The organism is Bacillus sp. SN1, from assembly GCF_002796895.1.
Classification (GTDB): Bacteria; Bacillota; Bacilli; order Bacillales; family Bacillaceae; genus Bacillus; species Bacillus inaquosorum.
Map to the genome: position 1 here is coordinate 1676111 of NZ_PHIE01000001.1, position 16118 is coordinate 1692228.

14 protein-coding genes, 17 tRNA genes, 2 rRNA genes, 3 pseudogenes and 1 riboswitch are annotated in these 16118 nt (G+C 45.2%); of the genes and pseudogenes, 6 read left to right on the top strand and 30 right to left on the bottom strand.

The features are described from left to right. Positions 1–8: 8 nt before the first annotated feature. Positions 9–1169: a tRNA epoxyqueuosine(34) reductase QueG gene (gene queG, locus CVV77_RS08515; protein ID WP_100275106.1), complete on the bottom strand. Its 1161-nt coding sequence runs from the start codon at positions 1167–1169 to the stop codon at positions 9–11. An 82-nt stretch (positions 1170–1251) separates the two neighbouring features. Here queG and CVV77_RS08520 point away from each other — a divergent pair, with 82 nt between their 5' ends. Beyond that, complete coding sequence (locus tag CVV77_RS08520; RefSeq protein ID WP_100275107.1) at positions 1252–1875, top strand: B3/B4 domain-containing protein; 624 nt, start codon at positions 1252–1254, stop codon at positions 1873–1875. 90 nt (positions 1876–1965) lie between these two features. Here CVV77_RS08520 and CVV77_RS08525 read toward each other — a convergent pair. Next, positions 1966–2039: transfer RNA gene (locus CVV77_RS08525), tRNA-Gly, on the bottom strand. A 193-nt stretch (positions 2040–2232) separates the two neighbouring features. On the opposite strand from CVV77_RS08525, the gene CVV77_RS08530 reads away from it, so the two are divergent. Both CVV77_RS08530 and CVV77_RS08535 read left to right on the top strand, forming a co-directional pair. Then, positions 2233–2433, top strand: a complete 201-nt coding sequence (locus CVV77_RS08530; RefSeq protein WP_033878671.1) for a helix-turn-helix transcriptional regulator — start codon at positions 2233–2235, stop codon at positions 2431–2433. 1 nt (position 2434) lies between these two features. Further along, positions 2435–2908 carry a hypothetical protein gene (locus CVV77_RS08535; RefSeq protein ID WP_060398232.1) on the top strand — a complete coding sequence of 158 codons (474 nt, stop codon included), beginning with the start codon at positions 2435–2437 and terminating at the stop codon, positions 2906–2908. 17 nt (positions 2909–2925) lie between these two features. On the opposite strand, the gene rpsN is transcribed toward CVV77_RS08535, so the two are convergent. The 6 genes and pseudogenes from rpsN to CVV77_RS08565 form a co-directional block, all read right to left on the bottom strand. Beyond that, complete coding sequence (rpsN, locus tag CVV77_RS08540; RefSeq protein ID WP_003239638.1) at positions 2926–3195, bottom strand: 30S ribosomal protein S14; 270 nt, start codon at positions 3193–3195, stop codon at positions 2926–2928. A 152-nt stretch (positions 3196–3347) separates the two neighbouring features. Then, positions 3348–3575, bottom strand: a pseudogene (locus CVV77_RS08545) (hypothetical protein); the annotation flags it as partial. A gap of 120 nt (positions 3576–3695) precedes the next feature. Further along, positions 3696–4832 carry an FMNH2-dependent alkanesulfonate monooxygenase gene (gene ssuD, locus CVV77_RS08550; RefSeq protein ID WP_088111273.1) on the bottom strand — a complete coding sequence of 379 codons (1137 nt, stop codon included), beginning with the start codon at positions 4830–4832 and terminating at the stop codon, positions 3696–3698. A gap of 22 nt (positions 4833–4854) precedes the next feature. Further along, positions 4855–5685 carry an ABC transporter permease gene (locus tag CVV77_RS08555; RefSeq protein WP_019257857.1) on the bottom strand — a complete coding sequence of 277 codons (831 nt, stop codon included), beginning with the start codon at positions 5683–5685 and terminating at the stop codon, positions 4855–4857. Continuing rightward, a complete protein-coding gene (locus tag CVV77_RS08560) occupies positions 5682–6680 on the bottom strand; it encodes an aliphatic sulfonate ABC transporter substrate-binding protein (RefSeq protein WP_100275108.1) in 999 nt (332 codons plus the stop codon). Before CVV77_RS08560 ends, CVV77_RS08555 begins: the two co-directional genes overlap by 4 nt. Before the next feature lie 17 nt (positions 6681–6697). After that, complete coding sequence (locus CVV77_RS08565; protein ID WP_100275109.1) at positions 6698–7465, bottom strand: ABC transporter ATP-binding protein; 768 nt, start codon at positions 7463–7465, stop codon at positions 6698–6700. A gap of 409 nt (positions 7466–7874) precedes the next feature. On the opposite strand from CVV77_RS08565, the gene katA reads away from it, so the two are divergent. Further along, entirely contained in the window at positions 7875–9326 is a 1452-nt protein-coding gene (katA, locus tag CVV77_RS08570) for a catalase KatA (RefSeq protein ID WP_019257854.1), read from the top strand. Between the two features lie 36 nt (positions 9327–9362). Here katA and senS read toward each other — a convergent pair. The 3 genes and pseudogenes from senS to CVV77_RS08585 form a co-directional block, all read right to left on the bottom strand. Beyond that, a pseudogene (gene senS / locus CVV77_RS08575) lies at positions 9363–9549 on the bottom strand (transcriptional regulator SenS). Positions 9550–9680: 131 nt separating this feature from the next. Then, on the bottom strand, positions 9681–11453 hold the full coding sequence (gene thiC, locus CVV77_RS08580; protein WP_100275110.1) for a phosphomethylpyrimidine synthase ThiC: 1773 nt from the start codon (positions 11451–11453) through the stop codon (positions 9681–9683). Between the two features lie 132 nt (positions 11454–11585). Next, positions 11586–11693, bottom strand: a riboswitch (TPP riboswitch). Positions 11694–11761: 68 nt separating this feature from the next. After that, entirely contained in the window at positions 11762–12454 is a 693-nt protein-coding gene (locus CVV77_RS08585; RefSeq protein WP_100275111.1) for a Type 1 glutamine amidotransferase-like domain-containing protein, read from the bottom strand. Between the two features lie 41 nt (positions 12455–12495). Between CVV77_RS08585 and CVV77_RS22350 the strand changes: the two are divergent. Further along, a pseudogene (locus CVV77_RS22350) lies at positions 12496–12770 on the top strand (spore coat protein). An 86-nt stretch (positions 12771–12856) separates the two neighbouring features. Here the strand turns inward: CVV77_RS22350 and CVV77_RS08595 are convergent. Further along, positions 12857–13060, bottom strand: coding sequence for a hypothetical protein (locus CVV77_RS08595; protein WP_100275168.1), 204 nt, complete (start codon positions 13058–13060; stop codon positions 12857–12859). A 139-nt stretch (positions 13061–13199) separates the two neighbouring features. Here CVV77_RS08595 and spo0M point away from each other — a divergent pair, with 139 nt between their 5' ends. After that, entirely contained in the window at positions 13200–13976 is a 777-nt protein-coding gene (spo0M, locus tag CVV77_RS08600; protein WP_100275112.1) for a sporulation control protein Spo0M, read from the top strand. 92 nt (positions 13977–14068) lie between these two features. Here spo0M and CVV77_RS08605 read toward each other — a convergent pair. The 18 genes from CVV77_RS08605 to CVV77_RS08690 all read right to left on the bottom strand — a co-directional run. Then, positions 14069–14150: transfer RNA gene (locus CVV77_RS08605), tRNA-Leu, on the bottom strand. Between the two features lie 281 nt (positions 14151–14431). Then, a tRNA-Leu gene (locus tag CVV77_RS08610) sits at positions 14432–14520 on the bottom strand. A gap of 7 nt (positions 14521–14527) precedes the next feature. Continuing rightward, positions 14528–14598: transfer RNA gene (locus CVV77_RS08615), tRNA-Cys, on the bottom strand. A 5-nt stretch (positions 14599–14603) separates the two neighbouring features. Next, positions 14604–14678: transfer RNA gene (locus CVV77_RS08620), tRNA-Gly, on the bottom strand. Between the two features lie 47 nt (positions 14679–14725). Beyond that, a tRNA-Gln gene (locus CVV77_RS08625) sits at positions 14726–14797 on the bottom strand. Between the two features lie 9 nt (positions 14798–14806). Beyond that, positions 14807–14882, bottom strand: a tRNA-His gene (locus tag CVV77_RS08630). Positions 14883–14906: 24 nt separating this feature from the next. Continuing rightward, positions 14907–14980 (bottom strand) — tRNA-Trp (locus tag CVV77_RS08635). 5 nt (positions 14981–14985) lie between these two features. Further along, positions 14986–15070 (bottom strand) — tRNA-Tyr (locus CVV77_RS08640). 22 nt (positions 15071–15092) lie between these two features. Then, positions 15093–15165: transfer RNA gene (locus CVV77_RS08645), tRNA-Thr, on the bottom strand. A 5-nt stretch (positions 15166–15170) separates the two neighbouring features. Then, positions 15171–15246: transfer RNA gene (locus tag CVV77_RS08650), tRNA-Phe, on the bottom strand. Positions 15247–15258: 12 nt separating this feature from the next. Then, positions 15259–15335 (bottom strand) — tRNA-Asp (locus CVV77_RS08655). Between the two features lie 14 nt (positions 15336–15349). After that, positions 15350–15426: transfer RNA gene (locus tag CVV77_RS08660), tRNA-Met, on the bottom strand. 7 nt (positions 15427–15433) lie between these two features. Continuing rightward, positions 15434–15509 (bottom strand) — tRNA-Val (locus CVV77_RS08665). Positions 15510–15518: 9 nt separating this feature from the next. After that, a tRNA-Glu gene (locus CVV77_RS08670) sits at positions 15519–15590 on the bottom strand. Positions 15591–15624: 34 nt separating this feature from the next. Further along, positions 15625–15716: transfer RNA gene (locus tag CVV77_RS08675), tRNA-Ser, on the bottom strand. A 5-nt stretch (positions 15717–15721) separates the two neighbouring features. Then, a tRNA-Asn gene (locus CVV77_RS08680) sits at positions 15722–15796 on the bottom strand. A gap of 9 nt (positions 15797–15805) precedes the next feature. Further along, a 5S ribosomal RNA gene (rrf, locus tag CVV77_RS08685) occupies positions 15806–15921 on the bottom strand. Between the two features lie 114 nt (positions 15922–16035). Beyond that, positions 16036–16118, bottom strand: a 23S ribosomal RNA gene (locus CVV77_RS08690); the annotation flags it as partial.

Below are 16118 nucleotides of genomic sequence, written 5' to 3' on the forward strand. Positions count from 1 at the left end.
TACGTATGTCAGGACAGGCCTTGTTTAGTCATGCCTGAAGCTTTTAGCAAATCAATGCCTTTTTCAATTTCCAGCTTTGCCTCTTCATCCTTCTCTTTTTCCAGCGCTTTTTCAAGCTCTTCCGCGTATGCGGGGTCTCCGATTTTCCCGATTGCCCATGCAGCTGTTCCCCTGATGACAGGACGCGGGTCCTTATGCATCAGTTCTGCCAATTCAGGCAGTGCGGAAGCATCCTTAAAGTGGGCAAGGGCGAGAATGGCGTTTCGCTGAATCGGTTTCTTCCCGCGCCAAGAACCTGAGACATGCCCGAATTTCTCCTTAAATTCACGGTTGCTGATGGTCAAGAGCGGCTTCAATAACGGTTTGGCTATCTCAGGGTCAGGCTCCATTTCCGGATGAAGATGAAAATCCTTCCCTTTATTAAGAGGACACACCGTTTGGCACGTATCGCATCCGTACAGGCGGTTTCCGATCTTTGTCCGGAATTCATCAGGCAAAAATCCTTTCGTCTGGGTCAGAAAAGAGATGCAGCGCTGCGCATTAAGCTGTCCCGGATTTACAAGCGCTCCCGTCGGGCAGGCGTCCAGACATTTCGTGCAAGAGCCGCACATATCTTCAATCGGCACATCAGGCTCAAAAGGTATATTCGTAATCATTTCTGCCAAATACACATAAGAGCCGTACTCAGGCGTTGTAATCATACAGTTTTTCGCACTGAATCCGATGCCGGCCCGTTCTGCAACCGCCCGATCAGACAATTCACCTGTATCAACCATTGACTTTGTTCTGATATCCTCATGCTTGCTTCTCAGAAATTCCTCCAGCAAATCGAGCTTTTCCCTCAGCACATCGTGATAGTCTTTGCCCCAGGAGGCTCTGCAAAAAATGCCCCTGCGCTCCGTTCTCGTGCTTCTCGGCGCATCCTTCATTCTGGAAGGATATGCGAGTGCAATCGCGACGATTGATTTCGCTTTCGGCAAAAGCAGCGTCGGCGTCACCCTTTTCTCAATATCGGGCTCTTCAAAGCCGGAAAGATAGCCGAGTGATTCATGTAGAATCAAACGGTCTTTTAAACTGTCAAAAGTATCAGCGGTCGTAAAACCAATCTTGTCCACACCAATGCTTTTCGCGTATTCAATTAATTCTTCTTTGAGCTGATAAACGTTCATGTTTTGCACAGCCTCCTTTCTTTGTGATAAAACAGTACAGGGTTTATAATAGGTTGATATCCCATAACTGGAGTGAATGCTTGTGAATTTCAAACTTGATTCTGTTATTACTGAACGTGCGGCCGGCTTACAAGCGGCGGCTGTGATTTATAAGAATATCGAAGTCAGTTCCTCTCCGCAAATGCTGAAAGGCAGGCTTCGCCTATTTCAAGAATCCCTGTTTTTCGACTATGCGGACGGCGGAATATCTGATGAATCCTTCGCCAAGGAATGGCAGGAACTTTTTAAACAGCTTAACCCTTCATTTGAGGGAGAAACAACCCCAATGGAGGACATGCTGATCCCGATATCCAAAGAACAGTTCATGGAAAGCAAGGATTCAGCCCATGACACCATCGATTTTTTTTCATTAAAATATTCTCTGCCCATTATGATTTATGATGCCGGCAAGCTTCATGAGCCAGTCCGCATCTCATTGGGTGAAAAAGAAAACATACTGCTTTACTCTGATCAAAACGGCATATTTGGCGATTTTAAAAAAAGCGTCAATCGCTGTCCCGTTATAGATGAGACCAAGAGCATGCTGCAAATCATCTTTTTCCCGCCAACGATTGAAAAAAACAGTGCTGTAAAACTCTTATCATCATTAACGAAAATGTTCGAACAAATTCACGGCGGCTCCCATACAGTACATTGGCTTACGTAAAAGAACACGAATAACGTGTTCTTTTTTACATAAAAAAACGCAATACTTCGTTTATCTGAGAAACGAAACACTGCGTTAATAACGTATGTATGGAGCGGGTGATGAGAATCGAACTCACGACATCAGCTTGGAAGGCTGAGGTTTTACCACTAAACTACACCCGCATTTGTGGTTGTCAGCAACAGTACCGCTCTGACTTTTCTTATATTACACGTTTATTGATTTTTCGTCAAGGAAATATGAAAATTTTGTCGAAAAAAAGTTTTATTTTTGTAAAGATGTTAAGTTTCATTTACATAATGTTAAGCATACTATACAATATATTCAATCGAGAATGTGAAGGGGACAGACGTCATGATGAAAAATAAAGTAAAAGAGCTGAGGGCACGTTTCGGCTTTTCTCAAGAAAAACTCGGGGAAACGGTCGGCGTCACAAGACAGACTGTGGCAGCTATCGAAAAAGGCGATTATGTTCCCTCACTGCTATTAGCACTGAAAATCTGCAAAGCCTTCTCCATGAAAATGGAGGATGTCTTTTGGTTAGAGGAGGAAAACTAAGATGAGCATGAAAACAAAAGCAGCTTTTCAACTTGTTCTATTTGGCCTTGCATGCTGGACGCTGATTTCGTACTTTGAAGCTTCAGAAGGCATTGCATCCTTTTTCCGCACAAAGAGCGGCGAGATGGTGTTTGAATTAAACCTCACCCCCTTTATTCTGTTTGTTGCGGTGTCTGCGGTTTATTTGTACTTACAAAAGAAAAGCCGCCCTGCTGCAAAAAAGCTTCTTCTGCCTGATGAATTTGAAGAGCAGGACGAAAGAGAGAAGATGATGACGGCAAAAGCATGCCGCGCGTCATATATCGCCGTCTACTTCTCGCTTCCTGCCGCAGCGGTTCTTCTCATTTTTTATCCGCTTTTTCAATCGCGCATTCCGTTTTTCCCTATTATTATTGTGTTTATCATCATGATCATCCAGCATCTATCCTACGTCATCTCTTTTAAGAAAAACGAAAAAAACTCCGGCGCGCTGTAATCGGCCGGAGTTTTTTCTTACCAGCTTGCTTTTTTCACACCGGGAATCTGGCCTTTATGGGCCAGCTCCCTGAAAGCGATTCTGGACAATTTAAACTTCCTCATATATCCTCTCGGGCGCCCCGTTACCATGCAGCGATTGTGGAGTCTTCCCGGTGCTGAATCTCTCGGCAGCTTGCTGAGTGCCTCGTAATCTCCTTTTTCTTTTAGCTCGCGTCTAATTGCAGCGTATTGTTCAACAAGCTGCTGGCGTTTTAACTCTTTTGCCACTTTTGATTTTTTAGCCAAGATATAGCCTCCTTTTCAAATCGAAACAATTACGATTTAAAATGTATCACGCACAATAAAAAAAAGCAAGCATACCGATTTGTAAAACAGACGGCTGAAAGCCGCCCGTTTCTAGTGATGCAATTCCACATCATACAGTAACGCATCTTGATACTTTCAAAATAAACAAATTGTAATGTATAGGATTTTCCCTCAGAATAATCTGCACTTACCGGACCAATCGTCTCAACTAACTTCCCATTTTGATAATGTTCGATATACATGTCGGCTGAAGAAATACCTTCACTGATATTGACGGCTACCGCAATGAATGACTGTGAAGCTGCAGCATCCATTCTGTTTTTTTCAAGACCTGAGATGTCCGCAGCTTTGATTTCCATCTGCTTTGAATGTCCGCATGCTCACAGCATAGCTAACAGGCAAATGACTGACGCGCTTATCAATGTGTTCAGAAAAATAGCCCCCTTTTTGAATACCATGTTCGGGGGGCTGTATTTTACTTAAACTGACGCATTTTTCTCTTTGACAAAATAAGTGTTCCCGACCGCTTCTCCCCTTTTGTTCTGAAGCTTTCTCGTCCGCTCATTTTCAAATGGCAAAAGCGGAAACACAAGCTCTGCAAAATAATACGCTTCTTCTAAATGAGGATAGCCTGAGAAAATAAACGATTCTATGCCGAGTGCCTGGTACTCTGTTATCCGATCGGCAATAGTCTGCGGATCACCGACAAGAGCTGTTCCTGCCCCGCCTCTTACCAGGCCGATACCCGCCCACAGATTCGGGCTGATTTCAAGCTTTGTCCGATCGCCTTGGTGAAGGACGGCCATCCGCCGCTGGCCTGAAGAATCGTATCGGCTCAAAGCTGCCTGCGCTTTGGCGATGGTCTCATCATCCAAGTGGCTGATCAAGCGTTCAGCCGCTTCCCAAGCGTCTTGTTCGGTTTCACGGGCAATGACATGCAGCCTGATGCCAAATCGAACGGATCTCCCCTCTTTTTCAGCTTGCTTTTTGACTCTCTCAATCTTTTCTTTTACTAGTTCAGGCGGCTCGCCCCACGTTAAATACACGTCTGTATGCTTTGCGGCTGCCTCAATCCCCGCCTGTGACGACCCTCCGAAATAGATGGGCGGATGCGGCGCTTGCTGCGGCGGGAAGAGCAGATTGCTGTTTTCCACTTTTATATGCTTACCTTCATAGGAAACCGTTTCTCCCTGCAAAAGTCTCCGCCAAACGGTTAAAAATTCGTCTGTCGCTTCATAGCGTTCATCATGGCTGATAAACAGGCCATCTCCAGCCAGCTCGTACGGATCGCCTCCTGCCACAACATTGATCAGCAGCCGTCCGTCTGAAATGCGGTCTAAGGTGGATGTCATTCTGGCTGCTAGAGAAGGCTGCATTAAACCGGGTCTTACCGCGACTAAAAACTTTAAGTCCTTTGTTTCTCCTGCCAGCGCCGATGCTGTAAGCCACGGGTCCTCGCACGATCTTCCCGTCGGCAGAAGAACGCCCGTATACCCCAGCCTGTCAGCCGCCTGCGCGACTTGTTTAAAGTAAAGATGATCCGCAGTCCGTCCATCGCTTTCAGATCCTAAATATCTCCCGTCTCCATGAGTCGGTATAAACCAAAGAATTTCCATATCCATCTCCCCTTCACGTATATTACCCTTCGTAACTGTTTCTCCATTTTAATAGTTTTCGTTCAAGCAGCCTGACAAAGGAATCCGTCAGCTTTCCAACCACCGCAAAGATGATAATCCCGGCAAAGACTTTGTTTGTTTGTGAAAACTGTCTAGCATCCATGATCATGTAGCCGACTCCTGAGCTGGAGCCCATCAGCTCTGCTACAACAAGTCCGAGCCATGCAATACCGAGCGATAAGCGAATGCCGAGCAATATATTCGGCAGAGATGCAGGCAATATCACTTTGGAAATCTGCTGATGCCATTTAAATTCAAGCACCCGGGCGACTTCAAACAGCTTCGCGTCAACGCCGCGGATGCCGTTAAATGTATTAATATAGACAGGAAAGAAGGCGCCAAGCGCAATCAGCAATATTTTAGATACTTCATCAAAACCGAACCATAAAATAAACAGCGGCGTAACCGCCAGATGCGGAACGGTTCTAAGCATTTGCAATGACGGATCAAGATACAGCTCCGTCCGTTTGGAGAATCCGGCCAAAATCCCGATGATCAACCCAAGCCCTGCGCCAAGCAAAAAACCAAGCGCCGCCCGATAGATACTGATTTGCAGATGGCCGAACAGCTCACCGGAAAAAACAAGCTCTTTAAACGTCAGGACGATCGTAACGGGCGTAGGCAGCACTGTAGCGGACACAACACCAAGGCCGCCGATGATCTGCCAGATGGCAATGATGACAACGGGCAGCAAAAGCCCCTTCATCCAGCCGTATTTCATCCTTCGGGGCTTTTTTTGCACCGCCTCCGCATTCGTTTTGGGCAGCGAGCCTGCAGCCTCTGCTTTCATCATTGATCACCTCCGGAGGAATTTTCCTTTAACGCTTTTTTAATAAATGTGTTATCCACAACCTCTTTCACGTCTATCTTCTTGTCTATCGCCTTTGTTTGATATTGAAAATCTGCTGTCTCCTGCTGCGCTTTCACAATGTCGTCACTGATAACCTCATTCAGAGGCTCAGTATTTTTCAGTACATTTTTGACGACCTTTTTATCGAGATCTTTAATGTTTGCATATAAGTCCGCGGCTTCATCCGGATGTTCCTTTTGCCACACAACAGCCTTATTAAACACCTTCAGAAAACGGACCACTTCGTCTGGATGCTCCTCTGAAAACTTTGTTCTTACTAGAGTAAATCCGGGTGAATATAAATCTGTGCTTTCCCCGTTCACAAGGATTTTTGCTCCATGCTTGATTGTTTCTAAAGACAAGTACGGCTCCCAGATGGACCAGGCATCAACAGATCCGTTTTCAAATGCGGAGGCTGCTTCATCGGGCTGAAGCTGAATGATCGTCACATCATTAGCTGACAAACCCACTTGATCAAGCGCTTTATACAGAAAATCAAAACCGCTGCTGCCTTTGGCGACTGCAATTTTCTTTCCCTTTAAGTCCTTGACGTCCTGAATGCCGCTGTTTTGATTCACAAGGATGCCGTTCGCCTTCAACCCATCCTGGGATAAACCGATTTCTTTAAAATCAATGCCTGCCGCCTGACCTGCGATCACAGGCGAATTGCCGACCTGAGAAAAATCAAGTTTGTCTGCCGCAAGGCCTTCGAATTGGGGCGGACCGCTTTGAAACTCCACCCATTTCACTTTAATGCCTTCTTTTTCAAATGCATCTTCAAACCAGTCTTTCTCCTTCGCAATCAAAAGCGGGCTTAAGCTTTGCTGAATACCGATTCGAATTTCTTTCAATGGTTTGTTGTCACCGCTGGCTCCATTTGCTCCGCAGCCTGCCAGCAGAAAAAAAACGGTAACCAATACAATGAGTCCTTTTTTCATTTCTGCTTCCGCCCTTTCTATATCCCTGATCCCTCAGCGTACTCTAGATCTTCTGTTTTCTCGAATTCCGACAGCACTTTCTGTCTGATCGCTTGGAAATCCGGTGTCGTGCGGTTTCGCGGATACGCCAGATGAATGGGCATCAGCTTATGGATGTTCCCCGGTTTGGCCTTAAGGATCGCAAGCTCATTTCCTAAATAAACAGATTCATCTATATCATGAGTGACGAGAATCATCGTTGTTTTTTTCCTCCGCCATATATCCAGCAGCACGTCCTGCAGGTGTTTTCTGGTAAAAGCGTCCAGCGCACCAAACGGTTCATCTAAAAGCAGCACCTCAGGCTCCCGCAGAAGAGCCCGTGCGATGGCCACTCTTTGTGACATACCGCCTGACAGCTCACGAGGATATGCTTTCTCCGATCCTTTCAATCTGACAATCTCGATCAGTTCATCCACCTTCTGTTTGACTTTTTGATCTTTCAAGTTCAAATCAGCGGCAATATTCTGCTCAACCGTCAGCCATGGAAAGAGGCGGTGCTCCTGAAAAATAAATCCTTGCTGAATACCCGGAGCTGTTACGCTGCGTCCGTTAATTGCAACACTCCCGTCATAATCAGAATCAAGTCCTGCAATAATCTTTAACAGAGTGCTTTTTCCGCACCCGCTCGGTCCGATGACCGTTAGAAATTCACCTGGTGCGATTGATAATTGAATGTTCTCCAAGACCGTTGTTTTGCGGCCCTCTTGAACGAATGCCTTTTCTTTGATGTTGATGGTCACAGCCACTTTTATCCCTCTCTTTCTGCCAACCCCGCCTTCTAAAAAAACAAAAAGGCCCCCATCTCTGTTCTTTATAGAGATGAGAGCCTTCGGCGGTCCGATCAGCTGCCCAATTGTTTTTTTGTTTGAATATCATGTTAATTCAAATTATTCCGATATGTCAACTCTTTTTTAAACGAGATTTTTGTCAGCCTTGTTTATCACTTACTCTGCTTGTTTCGCAAATAGAGAGGAAAAAATCATTTCTTCAAAAATATTTTCTCTCTCCTATAAGCTGTTATAACAAGGGTTTATCAACATTTTTAATACTATATATCCCTTAATAGAGATAACTATTTTATAATAATTATAAAATAATATTGACTTTTTACTTAGAGATGATATTATGTTTTTATAAATTCGAAGAGGTGATCACATGAGTTCAAATAAACTGACAACTAGCTGGGGCGCCCCGGTTGGAGATAATCAAAATTCGATGACAGCCGGTTCTCGCGGACCAACTTTAATCCAAGATGTACATTTACTCGAAAAATTGGCCCATTTCAACAGAGAACGTGTTCCCGAACGTGTCGTTCACGCCAAAGGAGCAGGCGCACATGGATATTTTGAAGTGACAAACGATGTAACAAAATACACGAAAGCCGCTTTCCTTTCTGAAGTCGGCAAACGCACACCACTGTTCATCCGTTTCTCAACAGTTGCCGGTGAACTTGGCTCGGCTGATACAGTTCGCGACCCACGCGGATTTGCTGTTAAATTTTATACTGAAGAAGGAAACTACGACATCGTCGGTAACAATACACCGGTATTCTTCATCCGCGATGCGATTAAGTTCCCTGATTTCATCCATACACAAAAAAGAGATCCAAAAACACACTTGAAAAACCCTACAGCTGTATGGGATTTCTGGTCACTTTCACCAGAGTCATTACACCAAGTAACTATCCTGATGTCTGATCGCGGAATCCCTGCAACACTCCGCCACATGCACGGCTTCGGGAGCCATACATTCAAATGGACGAATGCCGAAGGTGAAGGCGTATGGATTAAATATCACTTTAAAACAGAACAAGGCGTGAAAAACCTTGATGTCAATACGGCGGCTAAAATTGCCGGTGAAAACCCTGATTACCATACAGAAGATCTATTCAATGCGATCGAAAATGGTGACTTCCCTGCATGGAAACTATATGTGCAAATCATGCCTTTAGAAGATGCAAATACGTATCGCTTCGATCCGTTTGATGTTACAAAAGTTTGGTCTCAAAAAGACTATCCGTTAATCGAGGTCGGACGCATGGTTCTAGACAGAAATCCGGAAAACTACTTTGCAGAAGTGGAACAAGCGACATTCTCACCTGGAACACTCGTGCCTGGTATTGATGTTTCTCCGGATAAAATGCTTCAAGGCCGACTGTTTGCTTATCATGATGCACACCGCTACCGTGTCGGTGCAAACCATCAAGCGCTGCCAATCAACCGCGCACGCAACGAAGTGAACAATTATCAGCGTGACGGACAAATGCGCTTTGACAATAACGGCGGTGGGTCTGTTTATTACGAGCCTAACAGTTTCGGCGGTCCGAAAGAGTCACCTGAGGATAAACAAGCTGCATATCCGGTACAAGGAATCGCTGACAGCGTAAGCTACGATCACAATGACCACTACACACAAGCCGGTGATCTCTATCGTTTAATGAGCGAGGATGAGCGTGCCCGCCTTGTTGAAAATATCGTTAACGCCATGAAGCCGGTAGAAAAAGAAGAAATCAAACTTCGCCAAATCGAGCATTTCTACAAAGCGGATCCTGAATACGGAAAACGCGTGGCAGAAGGCCTTGGATTGCCAGTTAAAAAAGATGCTTAATAAAAATGCAAAAACCCGCTGTAAATAGCGGGTTTTTTATATTTTAGTGACGCACTGCCGTATGCTTCTCATCAATCTTCATATAAATTTCCTCCATCAGCTCCGCACTGTTCATAATCTCTCGTTTGTTTTTTTCAATCAGGAGCTCCAGCGGTAAAATCTGATTTCCGTATGTTTTTCGCTTCTTGAATCGTTTTCTCCCCTTCTCTTTTTTGATTCCCATCACTGTTCCCTCCTTTTTCATACAAAAAAGGCCCTTATCTAAAAGATAAGAGCCTTCGGTGTTCCGATCAGCAAATGCTGGAAATGTATATTAGCTATATTAAAACGTATTCCATTTCGCCTGTCAATCTATTATTTATACAGCTGGCTGCCTTGATTCACAAATTCTTTGGCTTTTTCTTTCATCCCCTCTTGAATCGCATCCCATTCTTCAATCTCTTTATCCTTCGCATAATCCCGAATATCCTGAGAAATTCTCATGCTGCAAAACTTCGGTCCGCACATTGAACAGAAATGAGCGGTTTTTGCTCCTTCAGCCGGCAGGGTTTCATCATGATATTCAAGTGCTCTTTCCGGATCAAGAGATAGATTAAACTGGTCTCGCCAGCGGAATTCAAAGCGGGCTTTCGATAACGCATCATCCCGTATTTGCGCTCCGGGGTGCCCTTTTGCAAGGTCTGCCGCGTGCGCAGCAATTTTATATGTAATGACCCCTTCACGAACATCATCACGATTTGGCAGCCCCAAATGCTCCTTCGGCGTTACATAACAAAGCATTGCTGTCCCATACCAGCCGATCATCGCTGCCCCGATCGCTGAAGTAATGTGGTCATAGCCCGGTGCAATATCGGTCGTCAGAGGCCCCAATGTGTAAAAAGGCGCTTCTTTGCAAATGTCCATTTGTTTATCGACGTTCTCTTTGATTTTATGCATCGGAACATGCCCCGGTCCCTCAATCATTACCTGAACATCATGCTTCCAGGCAATTTGCGTCAGCTCTCCAAGCGTCTCTAATTCAGCAAACTGCGCTTCGTCATTGGCATCAGCGATTGATCCGGGACGCAGACCATCCCCAAGAGAAAAAGCAATATCATACGTTTTCATGATTTCACAGATTTCTTCAAAATGAGTATACAGAAAGCTTTCCTGATGATGAGCCAGACACCACTGCGCCATAATCGCTCCCCCGCGTGACACGATTCCAGTTGTCCGTTTGGCAGTCAGCGGCACATACCGAAGCAAAACACCAGCGTGTATCGTAAAATAATCCACTCCCTGCTCTGCCTGCTCGATCAGCGTATCACGATAAATCTCCCACGTTAAATCCTCCGCTACGCCGTTTACCTTTTCAAGCGCCTGATAAATCGGAACAGTTCCAACAGGCACAGGGCAATTGCGGATAATCCATTCACGCGTCGTATGAATGTCTTTTCCGGTGGAAAGATCCATCATCGTATCCGCTCCCCAGCGAATGGCCCACGTCATTTTTTCCACTTCTTCTTCAATTGATGACGTAACCGCTGAATTTCCGATATTCGCATTAATCTTTACATGAAAATTCCGGCCGATAATCATCGGTTCGCTTTCAGGGTGATTAATATTTGAAGGAATGATCGCCCGGCCGCTTGCTACCTCATCTCTGACAAATTCGGGAGACACATGCTCGCGTATTGCGATAAACTCCATCTCTGGTGTAATGATCCCTTTTTTGGCATAATGCATTTGTGTGACATTTTGACCCGCTTTCGCCCGCAGCGGGTTCCGCTTTAGTCCTGGGTAGCTTACGTTTGGATTTGCTTTTTTATAACCGTTATCTTCTGGTTTTATAGCTCGTCCTTCATATTGTTCAACATCGCTGCGCTCCGTGATCCATTTTTGGCGGAGCGGCTTTAACCCTTCTTGAATATTAATGGTCACATCAGGGTCGGTATACGGTCCGCTTGTATCATAGACACGCACAGGCGCGTTTTCCTCTTCGCCGAACGACCCTGTCGTCGGGCTCAATGCGATTTCCCTCATCGGCACTTGGATGTCCGAAGAAGAACCCTCCACATACACTTTCTTGCTCCCCGAAAAACTCGACATAATGGAAATGTTGGCTTGCTGCACTGAATTGTTTTGCATTACTTATCCTTCCCCTCTCTTCGTTTGAAAGGACAAAATCAAGCCCATAACCAGCACAAAAAACCGGATTCAAATGAATGAACCCGGTTACAGTCAGAAAGAAACATATTATTGCCCAGCACGACAATAATAAAAACTATTCCTCTACTTCCCCACGCTGGTACGAACCAGATCAGGTCCAAAGGGTTAAGAAGCTTACCTTCTCTCTCAGCCCGAAAGCGGGCACCCCCAGTAACTATTAATTTCGGACTCATCTTAACATAAAACCAATCGAAAAAAAAGAGGAGTATAGAAAATATTCAGCTAATTCATCCCAAATAGTTGACCGGCAGCGGAGTTTCAGATATTTCATGATCACCCATCATCACCCGATATGCCTTTGCACCCGGTCTTGAACTCACTGTCTGAAACAGCTGATCATTTATGAAATGGAGAGCTGCTCCGTCGTCCGCCGCATAGCCATCGAACAAGAATTCGTTAGATATCAGCTGGTGGTATATCGGCCTTCGATCCTTTTCACCGTCATAATGAGGACAAAAGCTCCCTTGCAAAAAACCTAAACTTTTCATGCTTGTCAGCGGTCCGGCTGAATCTGTCACCCCTTCTTCAAACCAGCAGATCGCACCTGCACTTAAACCAGCTAAAATCACACCGTTCTTCCATGCTTCCCTGAGAATAAGATCCAGCCCCCACTCTTTCCACAGCACAAGCATATTCCTCGTATTTCCCCCGCCGACATAAATTATGTCCTTTTCCATAACAAAAGAAATTAAATCTGTTGACGACGGCTTAAATAAGGATAAATGAGACGGCACACAATCCAGTGTTCGAAATGCATCATAAAACCGCTGAACATAGTTTTGGGAATCACCACTCGCCGTCGGCAAAAAACAAACGCGAGGCGACTTCCGGTCTGATTGATTGATGATATATTGATCGAGGGACAAATTTTCCGGCTCCATCGAAAAACCCCCGCCGCCCATCGCAATAATCTGTTTCATCATCACACTCCCCAACAAAATTTATTGCTTATTATAGCATTTTGTATAGAAGCAAGAAACAAAGCCAAATACTTTCTTATCAGGAGCTGCTATAAAAACCAAAGGAGGTGGCTTGCTCATTGAACAAGGTCTTTGTCCCGAAGACATTTTTGATTTGTTAACAACAATAAAAACCAGCATTAACAAATACACTGTCGCAATAACAGAAGCCGAAAATCCCCACATCAGAAGAGCATTGCATGATCAATTAGATACAGCTGTCCATCTCCATGATGAACTGTCAGATCTTCTGTTGGAAAAAGGGTGGCTCTGGTGAGCAATTTCAAATCGATTCGCTTTTATCTTACAGCAAAGACCACAAAAAGAGACGGGATCTCAAAGATGAGATGCCGTCTCTTCCTTTTATTGCTCCACTCTTCTTAAAGCCTCGTTTACCGTTTCTTTTATAAACGTGTCTTCTCCGCTCAATCGGTCTAAACTGAGATCGCCGTTTCTCAGCCGTTCAGATATATTGTTTATATCCTCTTCTATCGTGATTTGCAGTTCACCAGCCAAAAACATTCTGTGTAATTCATTAGCAACCATACTTTCTTTATTCATTTCAATCCGCTCCTTTGCTTTCAATATTAATCATAGTCTGTCCCAAGGCCGGACGAATAATAGGAAAAAAGTATGAATCAAATGAATCTTTTTTCCTCCTTCTTACGTATACCTGTTGAGAAAAAGAAAAAGGGGAAGATTTAACATGTCATTTTTTAAGAAGCTTGCAGCAAGTGCCGGAATCGGTGCTGCAAAAGTAGATACGATTTTAGAGAAAGACGCATATTATCCTGGAGAGGAAGTGCGGGGTACTGTACATGTCAAAGGCGGAAAAATCGCTCAGGACATCCACTATATTGACTTACAGCTTAATACACGGTACGTCATTGTAAAAGACGATGAAGAGCACCGGAAATACGCTACAATTCATTCTTTCCGGGTCACTGGTTCATTTACCATTCAGCCTGGAGAACAGCATCAATTCCCGTTCTCATTCATTCTCCCACTTGATACACCAATCACTGTAGGGAAAGTAGAGGTCGCCGTGGTGACAGACCTTGACATTCAAGGCGGTATTGACAAGTCAGATCACGATCGAATTTTCGTTGAAGCGCACCCTTGGATTGAAAGTGTGCTGGAAGCAATCGAAAACCTGGGCTTCCGCCTTAACGAAGCAGACTGCGAACAAGCGCCTTACTTCCAGCGCCGCCTTCCGTTCGTTCAAGAATTTGAGTTCATTCCGACATCTGGCTACTATCGTCAGATGCTTGATGAATTAGAGCTTATTTTCCTTTTAGACGAAGACGGTTTAGACATTATTTTCGAAGTCGACCGCAGAGCAAGAGGACTGCGAGGATGGCTGGAAGAGATGTATAATGACGGAGAACAGCTCGTACGCGTCCGCTTCAGGCAATCAGAGCTTGAGGATGCAGAAGGGCTTGAAGAGGTGTTAGAAGAGATTTTAGACCAATACGCTGAGTAAATATAAAAAGGAGCCTAGTTTAGTTTAGCTTAGCTCCTTTTCTTTGATAAAAAATAAAAACCCGTTTCTCATAAGAAACGGGTTTTTCAGTATACCGGTGGTCGGGGTCGAACCGACACTCCAGAAGGAACACGATTTTGAGTCGTGCGCGTCTGCCAATTCCGCCACACCGGCAAGTTTTACGTCGTATCTAACCGACGAATATAAATATATCATGGATCTCTTAAAGTGTCAACGTATTTCAAAAAAGTTTTTTTGGAAATATAATAATAAAAAAGTGTTAAGAGACTTAACTAAACATAATGGCTCAAGCAGCTTTATGATCATATATCGGAACTTAGCTGCTTATGATAAATCAAAGCAATAAAAAAATGATCTACTCAAGTAGATCATTAATATGATTAGTTATAGTTTAAACACGCAAACACCAATTCAACTTACCAAGTAAGTAAAATTGGTGCCGAGGGCCGGACTTGAACCGGCACGGTAGTCACCTACCGCAGGATTTTAAGTCCTGTGTGTCTGCCAATTCCACCACCCCGGCAAAAGAAAGGCGACACCCGGATTCGAACCGGGGATAAAGGTTTTGCAGACCTCTGCCTTACCACTTGGCTATGCCGCCGTAATTGGAGCGGAAGACGGGATTCGAACCCGCGACCCCCACCTTGGCAAGGTGGTGTTCTACCACTGAACTACTTCCGCATCTTAAGGGACTTAATACATCATATGCAGTTGATATAAAAGTGAGACTGGGCTAGCTGGATTCGAACCAACGCATGACGGAGTCAAAGTCCGTTGCCTTACCGCTTGGCTATAGCCCAATGATAATATGGGGCGATTGATGGGAATCGAACCCACGAGTGCCAGAGCCACAATCTGGTGCGTTAACCACTTCGCCACAACCGCCATAATCTCAAGATGTCATAAATTTGGCAGGGGCAGTAGGAATCGAACCCACACCGGAGGTTTTGGAGACCTCTGTTCTACCGTTAAACTATGCCCCTATAAATGGTGGAGGGGGGCAGATTCGAACTGCCGAACCCTGAGGGAGCGGATTTACAGTCCGCCGCGTTTAGCCACTTCGCTACCCCTCCACATTAAGTTTTGAAAAAACAGTGCCGGCAAGAGGACTTGAACCCCCAACCTACTGATTACAAGTCAGTTGCTCTACCAATTGAGCTACACCGGCATAGGTGGTGGCTCGGGACGGAATCGAACCGCCGACACACGGATTTTCAGTCCGTTGCTCTACCAACTGAGCTACCGAGCCTTAGTATTTAAATGGCGGTCCGGACGGGACTCGAACCCGCGACCTCCTGCGTGACAGGCAGGCATTCTAACCAACTGAACTACCGGACCGTATTGAATTATTTTGGTTGCGGGGGCAGGATTTGAACCTGCGACCTTCGGGTTATGAGCCCGACGAGCTACCGAACTGCTCCACCCCGCGATGATAATGGTGGAGGATGACGGGCTCGAACCGCCGACCCTCTGCTTGTAAGGCAGATGCTCTCCCAGCTGAGCTAATCCTCCATCATATAATGACCCGTACGGGATTCGAACCCGTGTTACCGCCGTGAAAGGGCGGTGTCTTAACCGCTTGACCAACGGGCCCAGACTTTCAATTGTAATTATGTATAAGTATCAGTGGCGGAGAGCAAGGGATTCGAACCCTTGAGACGGAGTTGACCGCCTACACGATTTCCAATCGTGCTCCTTCGACCACTCGGACAGCTCTCCAATAATGGCTCCGCAGGTAGGATTCGAACCTACGACCGATCGGTTAACAGCCGATAGCTCTACCACTGAGCTACTGCGGAATGAAGCCTGCCTGGCGATGTCCTACTCTCACAGGGGGAAACCCCCAACTACCATCGGTGCTGAAGAGCTTAACTTCCGTGTTCGGTATGGGAACGGGTGTGACCTCTTCGCCATCATCACCAGACAATTTCAGTGACATTTAACATTATACTATGTATTCTTGAGGAAATCAAGTGTTTTTTTGAAAAAACTTATTCTCTCAAAACTAGATAACAGGTGTGACATCATGATTAGAAATTTGGTTAAGTCCTCGATCGATTAGTATCTGTCAGCTCCATGTGTCGCCACACTTCCACCTCAGACCTATCAACCTGATCATCT

Excerpts from the sequence above, each read along its gene's own strand:
- CVV77_RS08530 (WP_033878671.1), top strand. The coding sequence starts at position 2,233 with ATGAAAAATAAAGTAAAAGAGCTGAGGGCACGTTTCGGCTTTTCTCAA.
- katA (WP_019257854.1), top strand. The coding sequence starts at position 7,875 with ATGAGTTCAAATAAACTGACAACTAGCTGGGGCGCCCCGGTTGGAGAT.
- queG (WP_100275106.1), bottom strand. The coding sequence starts at position 1,169 with ATGAACGTTTATCAGCTCAAAGAAGAATTAATTGAATACGCGAAAAGC.
- CVV77_RS08560 (WP_100275108.1), bottom strand. The coding sequence starts at position 6,680 with ATGAAAAAAGGACTCATTGTATTGGTTACCGTTTTTTTTCTGCTGGCA.
- CVV77_RS08535 (WP_060398232.1), top strand. The coding sequence starts at position 2,435 with ATGAGCATGAAAACAAAAGCAGCTTTTCAACTTGTTCTATTTGGCCTT.
- spo0M (WP_100275112.1), top strand. The coding sequence starts at position 13,200 with ATGTCATTTTTTAAGAAGCTTGCAGCAAGTGCCGGAATCGGTGCTGCA.
- thiC (WP_100275110.1), bottom strand. The coding sequence starts at position 11,453 with ATGCAAAACAATTCAGTGCAGCAAGCCAACATTTCCATTATGTCGAGT.
- CVV77_RS08555 (WP_019257857.1), bottom strand. The coding sequence starts at position 5,685 with ATGATGAAAGCAGAGGCTGCAGGCTCGCTGCCCAAAACGAATGCGGAG.
- CVV77_RS08585 (WP_100275111.1), bottom strand. The coding sequence starts at position 12,454 with ATGAAACAGATTATTGCGATGGGCGGCGGGGGTTTTTCGATGGAGCCG.
- ssuD (WP_088111273.1), bottom strand. The coding sequence starts at position 4,832 with ATGGAAATTCTTTGGTTTATACCGACTCATGGAGACGGGAGATATTTA.